This is a genomic window from Deltaproteobacteria bacterium (genome assembly GCA_009929795.1).
Lineage (GTDB): Bacteria > Desulfobacterota > Desulfovibrionia > Desulfovibrionales > Desulfomicrobiaceae > RZZR01.
In genome coordinates, this window is record RZZR01000100.1 from 1 (window position 1) to 8727 (window position 8727).

6 protein-coding genes are annotated in these 8727 nt (G+C 57.7%); 4 read left to right on the plus strand and 2 right to left on the minus strand.

The annotated features are described in order from the left end of the window. A partial coding sequence (locus EOM25_10315) for an ATP-binding protein (GenBank protein NCC25572.1) occupies positions 1-744 on the minus strand: 744 nt, incomplete at its 3' end. A 24-nt stretch (positions 745-768) separates the two neighbouring features. On the opposite strand from EOM25_10315, the gene EOM25_10320 reads away from it, so the two are divergent. The 4 genes from EOM25_10320 (at position 769) to EOM25_10335 (ending at position 7527) form a co-directional block, all read left to right on the plus strand. Beyond that, positions 769-1569, plus strand: coding sequence for a hypothetical protein (locus EOM25_10320; protein ID NCC25573.1), 801 nt, complete (start codon positions 769-771; stop codon positions 1567-1569). 219 nt (positions 1570-1788) lie between these two features. After that, complete coding sequence (locus tag EOM25_10325) at positions 1789-2547, plus strand: DUF1566 domain-containing protein (GenBank protein ID NCC25574.1); 759 nt, start codon at positions 1789-1791, stop codon at positions 2545-2547. A gap of 300 nt (positions 2548-2847) precedes the next feature. Beyond that, positions 2848-6915: a hypothetical protein gene (locus EOM25_10330; protein ID NCC25575.1), complete on the plus strand. Its 4068-nt coding sequence runs from the start codon at positions 2848-2850 to the stop codon at positions 6913-6915. 87 nt (positions 6916-7002) lie between these two features. Then, a complete protein-coding gene (locus tag EOM25_10335) occupies positions 7003-7527 on the plus strand; it encodes a cyclic nucleotide-binding domain-containing protein (protein ID NCC25576.1) in 525 nt (174 codons plus the stop codon). A gap of 33 nt (positions 7528-7560) precedes the next feature. Here the strand turns inward: EOM25_10335 and EOM25_10340 are convergent, their stop codons facing one another. Then, positions 7561-8703 (minus strand): hypothetical protein, encoded by a 1143-nt coding sequence (locus tag EOM25_10340; GenBank protein ID NCC25577.1) that lies wholly within the window; start codon positions 8701-8703, stop codon positions 7561-7563. Between the last annotated feature and the right edge of the window lie 24 nt (positions 8704-8727).

The window sequence follows — 8727 nt, forward strand, 5'->3', positions numbered from 1 at the left end:
GAACAGGTGATAGAGCGCCAGCATGGCGTGCGTCTTGCCGCCGCCGAAGTTGGTCTGCAACTGGATGACCGGGTCGCCGTCGCCGAAGATCAAACGACGCAGCGCCCCGACCAGCATCGCCTTGAGGCTTTCGGTCAGATAGGTCCGGCGGAAGAATTCAGCCGGGTCGCGGTATTCGGGCGTCCCTTCGCCGAGATGCACCTGCCACAGATCGGCGGCGAACTCGGCCTGCTGATAACGCCCGCTCGCCACATCCTCGTGCGGCGTCACCACCTCGCGCCAGGGTTTGAGGCCGCCGCTCACGCCGCTCTCAATGGCGATGCCGGATGACTTGCGTTTCTCGCTGCGCGCCTGCTCGTCAAAACGCACGCGCAGCAGCTCCATCTTCATCCGGTCGACCTCCTCGGACTCGGGGGCCGAGACGGCGGACAACAGACGCTCCACCGAGTCCAGGGCCCGATAGGCGTCGTCGCCGGAGAAGGGCTCCTGGTGCGCCCAGCGGTTGCGCACCGCGATGATCTCGATCACCAGGCTGCGCTCGGACTTGCCGAGGATGTGGCGAAACACCTCGCCCCATTTGCGATCCATGATGACCAGCATGGCCGCGACGTCGCCGGTGGGATCGCTGTTGCCGGCGTTCAGCCGGGTGTCGGACAGCACGTCTTTCGCCTCGAAGGCCCAGCCGTCGCCGAATTTGGCCTTCAGCTCGCGCTCGACGAAGGGGCCGAGCCCGGCCTTGAGCAGGGTGAGTGATTTGCCGACGCGTTCGTGGCCAAGCTCGTCGCCGCGACCGGAGCACTGGAAGGAAACACCTTCCTGGGCGGCAGCGGCGAGGATTTCGGCTACGGCATTGCCCTGGATGGCAGCGGCAACATCTATGTGACCGGGGAGAGCGACGCCACCTGGGGCGACCCTCACCGCGTTTTTTCGGGATCCACCGACGCGTTCGTGGCCATGCTCAGTGGCGAGGCCGGGGACGGCTTGCTCGATTTGCAAGGGAACGGTTTTCTGGGCGGCAGTGGCGAGGACTCCGGGAATGGTATTGCCCTGGACGAGGGCGGAAGCATTTTTGTGGTCGGCACCAGTTCCGACTCCTGGGGCACCCCTTCCCGTCCCCATGCAGGGAATTACGATGCCTTCGTCCTCAGGCTCAACGGTGAGACCGCCGCACTGGAAGCGCTTGCCTTTCTGGGTGGCAGCGGCGACGACTATGGCCGTGGTATCGCCTTGGACGACACCGGAAACGTCTACGTGACTGGGGAAAGTTCCGCCACTTGGGGCAGCCCGATACGGGAGTTCAGCGGCGATACCGATGCCTTTACGGCCAAGTTCAATAGCGCTTCCGGGGCCGTGGTCTGGAATGCCTTTCTCGGCGGCACCGGCACCGACTCTGGTTCAGGCCTCACAACGAGTGGAGTCGGTACCGTTTATGTGACCGGGTACGGCGATTCCTCCTGGGGCAACCCTGTGCGGGGATACACGGCGGATGGTTTTTACGACTGTTTCGTGGCCAAGGTTGTCAAGCAGGGCGGTCTGGCCGGGGTGCTGATGCTCTTGTTGGGTGAATAGCTCTGTTTTTCACCTTTCCGCCGTACATCGCACCGGGGGAGCGGGATTGTTGCCGTGACCCCGTTCTTGAGCCTTTTTCCCAGGAGGAGATTATGTCCCACCCAAGACAACGGTTCGATTCGTCCGGCCGCTATGTCCAGGGCTTGGCATATTAGCTTTCTTGTTTTTTCCGATACACGTCATTGTAATTCTGAATAGGCCCACATACCCCTCGTTCCCATGAATCAATGTTTAGCCCCATCTGACAGGAGGCATTGTCATGAAAAATATCATGACCATTGGGTTGAGTGTAAGCTCCAACCACCAAGGAGGAAACCCATGATAATATCTTCAAAGTTTATAAGAATTTTCTGGCTCATCGCCTTGTTGTTAGTCCTGCCTCCCCTGCTGGTCTTCGCTCAGAACAAGGTGGTAGTTATTCCGCTGTTTGGGGACTCCCCCAGTCCATCATCAATCCCGGCACCTGTGCCCAAGACCGGGCAAACAACAACAGAAGCCGCCGGTGACGACGGGGCATTGAAAAAGGGCGTGGCCTGGCCCAACCCACGCTTCACGGACAACAACGACGGTACTGTAACCGACAACCTGACGGGGTTGATCTGGCTGAAGGACGCAAGCTGTGCCGAGTTCTATGGTGGTGATAGCACGGGTCAGAACAGTCGACCATGGGCGGATGCTTTAGCCGCAGCGAACAATCTTGCCGCCCCTTATTGTGGGTTAAGCGACGGTTCAACCGCAGGGCAGTGGCGTCTGCCTAACCTGCGGGAGCTACAAAGCTTGATCGACTATGGGGAGTTTGATCCCGCCCTGCCTGCCGGGCATCCATTTCTTGGCAATCTGTCGGGAAATCATTGGTCGTCCACTACCAGCGCCAGCGGGTCCTTCAACGCATGGCTGGTGGTTTTTTTGGGTGGTTACGTGGACTATTATGGTAAAACAAACCCATGCCAAGTTCGTGCTGTGCGTGACGGGCAGTAATGGGTGATTTGATTCTTTGATGATTCGCCGCTTGGAAGGAATGGGATTGACGATGATGTATCCTTATTCTGCCGGGATAGAGGCCTGAAATTTCTGGATGAATTCAATGACCTTGGTTTGCTTTTGGGCAGGTATTCTGGTCGAGGCAGAGCCCCTGTCTGTGACCACCCCCAAAGGGGGGGGATTTCAACACCATATTAAACGGTTACATAATTGTCGGCGACAAGGTAGAGCGCATTTTTTTTCCGGAACAATGGAATCGATCGTTCTCTGTGCCGCGAAACGTCAAGGAGGGAGGAGATGCTCAGGTTGGCGATGATCGTTTTCTGTTGTGTGGGCGTGTTCGGTCTGTTTACCGGCCCGGTTTGGGCAACCCCTGGCCCTTTGTCCGAGAATCGGTTTCTGGAAAGTGCCGGTAGCGGGGATCGTCCGGGCAAGGAAAATCCGATCAAGAATCCGGACCGTCTCTATTTGTTCAAATCCGATCTATTGTTGAGCGTGAGCGGGAACATCGCGTCCAAGACCTTGACCAAATCGTGGAACAAGCCCAAGGCCAGCGATCTCAAGTCCTGGATGTCGGATACGCACGAAGCCATGTCCATGCCCCTCTATGGCCAATCCCCCAATGGAAAGAACGATGCCGGCATCGTTTTTTCGCCGGTCGAGTTGGCTTCAGGGCGGATTACATCGCCGACACAGGACGATGTAGTCTGCGCCCATTATTACCGCGACCATGACGCGGTCAAACCCTATGTCTTTTTTGTCGACAATCCGGACGTGAACTCGAAAGCGGCCGGATCCTTCGATTTCTGGTCTTTCAACTCCGAGTCGTCGTTCAACAACTACTACAGTATCGGTCTGGCCGTCGGAGACGTGGACCTGAAAGCCGACGAGAACGGCGAGTACAACGATGAAATCGTGGTCGCCTTCCATGCCTGGAACCAGCCGGGATATGGCGATTTCGTGGTCGTATGCGTTCTGGACAAGGATCTCAAGTACCTGGCCCATTCTACATCCGACTCGTTGTTGGATTATCCGACCGGCAAGAACAGTGTCACGAGGCCGTTCATCTCCGTGACCATGGGCGATTACGACAACGATCAGAAATCCGAAATCGCCCTGGGCTTTCGGACTGCCGACAGTCATGGAAGCTCTCAGAAGTACTCCATTTCGACCTTCAAGATGGAGTCCGGACTCACGTTGAAGGACTCGACCATCTATTCCATCGATTCATCAGGACAACTCAATGCGGTCGACATGGCCTCGGGAGATTTTGACGGTAACGGCATCGAGGATATCGCCGTGTGTATCTCGGCCATGCAGAAATTGGATCCGTACGATATGCTCCCCTACACGGTCTATCTCCTGACATTTTCCACCGACTCGGCATTGAAGCTCAAACATCGGCATGCCTGGCACGATTCTCCAAGTATTTACAATTGCTACGGGAGCGTCAGGGGGGCAAGCATCACCTCCGGCCTGTTCAAATACAATCCCTCCAGCGGGTACACCACGTCTCGCAGACAAATCGCCATGTCCGCAATTTTTCTCGATGTCCATGCAACATTCTACAACAACGTGGTCATCTTTGACGTCGACAAGGATTGCAAGCCGGTCTTTGCCAAGTCTGTATGCAGTTCCGAGACGTATTTCACCTACACGAACGACACCACGATTCTGCCGGGGATTACGGCCGGGAACTTCAAGGGACTGGATTCCGAGATACTCAGGGATCAGATCGCCTTTTCCTGGTCGGAGAACAAGAAGCCCAAATTCGCCATCTACGATGTGGCCGAAGACTTTTCCCTGACCCAACTGTACAAGGGCGACTTCATTCCCGGCTCGTCGCAGACCACGGATCAGGATCTGCAAAGCGTGCCCATCATCGCCGCCGACCGGGACGGGAAGGGCTATTATCTCGGGGCTCCGGTCCATCTGACCATCCCCGCCTTTCTCAGGGCCAACTATATCATCCAGGAGCCGCCCAAGCATCTCGACTATCTCCCCAATGAAAACGGAACCTGGGATGTCGTCCAGGTCAGCCGGGAGAGAGGATTCTACACCTCCTTTGCGGATACCAGAGGGACGAGCCTGGAGACTACCCATCAGGACACGACCGATTTTTCCATCGGCGGATCGGAACAGATTTCCGCCAAGCAGACCCTCAAGGGAAGCCTGTTGATGGCCAAGGCCGGGATTACCACCAAGGAATCGGAAAAGCTGGCCTACGATTACAACAGCGTGACCAGCAACCTGAACGGGAACTACACTTCGACCCAGACCTCATCCCTCTACAAGACGGACCGGGACGACTATGTGCAGATCCAGTTCAGTGTCATCGATATCTGGCGGTTTCCCATCTATGGGCTCAAGGACAAGGACAACAAGAACTGTTTCTACGACGTGGTCATGCCCGGCCCGGTCAACGCATCCATGGACGTTTGGGGCTGCGACATTGCCGATTACTATCAGCCGGCCCACGAAAACGGGAACATCCTGTCCTATCCATTGACGAGCGCCGAGAATTTTCCCGTTGATCTGGGCAACCACACCATTGTCGACGTGGACGGCGTCAGCCACGAATTGGACTCGCCCATGAGCGGGTATACCGAGCAGACCTGGAGCGCGGGCAGCGGCATGACCTCCATCGAGTGGGCCTCCTCCCAATGGAAGGTCAAGGAGCGGTCCCACACCAAGAAGCTCAATTTCAATTTCGATTTTCAGCTCGGATTCCAGTCCGAATCCTATGTCATCGTCGAGGAGCAGAAATGGTATACAAACATCGATCTGTCCCTCAATCTGGACAAGAGCTGGTCGAGCACGGACTATTCGAAAAGCCTCCTGTCCGACACCCAGGACGTCAGTCTGTACCTCCCCGGAGACGGTGATCCGGATCAGGCCTATGTCTTCAGGCCGACGGTGTACACGACCAAGGATGGTGTCCTGAAGATGGCCCACGCCGTGGACCCGACCGGGTCCCAGCAGGGCGTCTGGTGGCACAGGCACTATCGAGGCCGACCCGACCCGGCCCTGAATCTGCCTAAGAAGTTCCATTGGACTCCGGACCCGAAGAGCCCGGACTATTTCGGGACTTGGTCCCTGGCCAAATACCGTCAGGACAGAAGTCGGATGCGAGGACTATTCCTGCTCAGAAACGAGCCCAAGGACGATCAGACCGAGAGGCTGTTCGTGGCCTCCCCGCCTGTGGCCGGCGACGTGATCTACGTTCTGACCAGGGTCTACAACTACAGCCTGGATACGGACACCGGTCCGTTCGGGGTTCGTTTCGCCTATGCGGACTACAACGCGACCCTGTACGACGCCGAGCCTTCACTGACCAAGATTGGAGAGGCTTCGGTGGCCAATCTCGGTCCAATGGAACAGCAGGAGGTCTACGTCAAATGGGATACCTCAGGTCTTGGCGGATATGAACCCGGGGGCAGCAAGGATTATGTCGTTTACGTCACGATCGATCCGGACAACGAGGTCGAGGACGAGATCCACGAACTCTGGGCCGAAGATCAGACCCCGGTTCCTTCCTTCGAGGGTTCCGAAAAGGATTTGGCCTCGGGCAAGACCTTTTTCCGGGGCAGCAACAATCAGGGCTTTTGGCCATGGGACAATTCATTCAAGATTTTTTCCGATGCGTCCTTTCCGTCCGGGGAACCGGGTCGCCTGACCCTGGTCGGCATCGAGGTATCGCCGACCCCGGCCAGCGAGGAATACGGAGAAAATGTCTACGCCGGACTCCCGTACAGGATTCATCTCGATGTCCATGCCTCGAACACCGACAAGAGTCACGGCCACATTCTCTTTGAGGACAATGGCCGCATTTTTTCGGTCAAGCGGACTTTCGGCTTTGATCAGGGGGAAAACGATTTTTATTGCGACTGGACCCCGACGACCGCCGGGATCCATGACCTCAAGGCCGTGGTGTACGACACGGCCAACCAGCACAATGCCAGCATCATCATTCCGGTCGAGGTCCGGGAGTTCGGGGCGTCCAATTCCAGCGACGATGGAGGGAATTGCTTCATCGCCACGGCGGCCTTTGGATCGTATCAGGAAGAACACGTCCAGGTTTTGCGGCAGTTCAGGGATCGATTCCTGACGACCAACGGCCTTGGGCGGGCCTTTGTTGGGGCCTATTACGACTGGAGCCCATCCCTGGCCGCAGCCATCGATGACAACGAGTTTTTGCGGGCTGTGGCCAGAACGGCCTTGCTGCCGGTCTATGGCCTGGCCCTGGTCGGCCTGGAGTTCGGCATGGGGACGATATTACTGTCCATCCTGGGGGGGCTTGTTTTTCTGTGGATGATGAAAAGGCGCGTATGGTTGGGGGTCGCGGATAAGCCCTGGGAAATCTAGCCGGTTTGGAAAGAACAACGGCCGAATCAATATTGAAAGGCCGAGATCCGGCCAAGAAACTGCAACGAAAATCAAGGAGGTTGATGGATGTCGGTTCATGGGAGAAAGGTGAATGTCTTCCTGCTGACGGCAATGGCCGTCTTCTTGTTTGGTGTCTCCTCGGTCAAAGGAGAATCAAAGGATCTGGATCAGGTTCTCTCCAGAGTGGCCATTTTGGCCGATCTGACCGATGCCGAGCGCGAATTGTTCGCTCCGGCGGCCACGTTGCGACGCGTCCAGGCGGGGGAGCAGATCACGCGCCGGGGTGAAAATCCGGGCAAGATGTACTTAATCATGGACGGGAAAACCCAGGTCTGGGTCAACGGCAGCCTCGTGACGACCATCACCGGACAGACCATCATCGGTGAGACCGAGTTCCTGAACCGGCTGCCCATGTTCGCCGACGTCATGGTCGAAGAAGAAACAGATTTGATCGAGCTGGACAACGCCAAACTGACGGAAGTCATGAATGGCAATCCCAGAATCGGATACGTCATAATGCGCGAACTGGCGGTCATCGAGGCCGTGCGCCTTCGGGAAACAACGGTTTCCACAAACGAATCAGGAGAATGATTGGTCGGTGGGGCGATGGACCGGAAGATTTGTTCAAGCCCCTGGCTCATCACTAGGGTTTGACAGCCGTTTTTTGTCGTCCCCTGGATGATCGAGTCTTTCTGCGAGTTCCAGAACCGTTCGTGCCACGTATCGCATCTCGGTTATCAGGGCGTGGAAGCGGATGATGTCATCGAGATCGAAGCGCAAGGTTTCGCCCTGATGGCGAATGAGTTGAAGTCGTTCGTTGACGGATTCGAGGACCGGGGCGAGGGGGGGAATGTCGACCGGCTCGGAGCGATGGGCCACGGCCCGAGCCAGGACCGGCAGGGCCGTCAGGGTGGTTTCGGCCAAAGCCTCGAGCTGGGGTCGCAGCAGGCTCAAGGCCGGGATGGGGGATTCCACGGCGTGTTCCATGGCCGTCAAGTGTTCTTCGAGGCGTTGTTCCAGCCGGAAGATGCCACGGAGGAATTCGACCCGTTTTTTCGATCGGGGTTCCTTGAAGCCTGACCTGATCAAGGTCTTGTTGTCGTCTCGCAGGGTCCTGAGTCTGGCCCGGGCCTCGACGACGTCCCTGGAGGTGTCCTGGTCCTCGAATTCGGCCCGGATCAGGGCCCGGTAGAGGTTGGCGCAGGTGTTCAAGGCCTCGGCCAGACCCCGTCCCAGGCCAGTGGCGGCCCGCAGGGGGAAAACGAGCAGGGACACGGCCAGGGCCACGGTAATGCCCAGGGCCGTTTCCAGAAAGCGGACGGCCCCGATTTCGACCACGCTCTCTCCGGGCTCCCCGAGCATGAGAACGATGGCCGCGGTGATGCCGGCCAAGCGAAGGGCCTCGTTGAGCCCAGGAATGATGGCGCAGATGGTCAGGGTGGCGAAAACGGCCACAACCATGGCTGCGGTCGGGTCCGGGACGATTAGCCCCATGAGGACGGCCACGATGGCCCCGACGAGAGTCCCCAAAAGCCGGATGCCCCCGGCGTGGACGCTTCCTCCGAGGTCGGCCTGCATGACGATGATGGCCGAAATCACGGCCCACAGGCTCTGGTCGAGTTCCAAGGCCTCGCAGGCCAGGGCGGCGATCAGGGCGGCCAGGGCGGTCTTGAAAGGGTGGACCAGGGCCCGGTCGCTCAGTGGGGATTTTTTCACGGTCTGATCTGGATCATTCGGGTTGACGTTGAGGTCAAATTGTCCGTGAATAGTTCCAGACGGTCCCTATTGCCA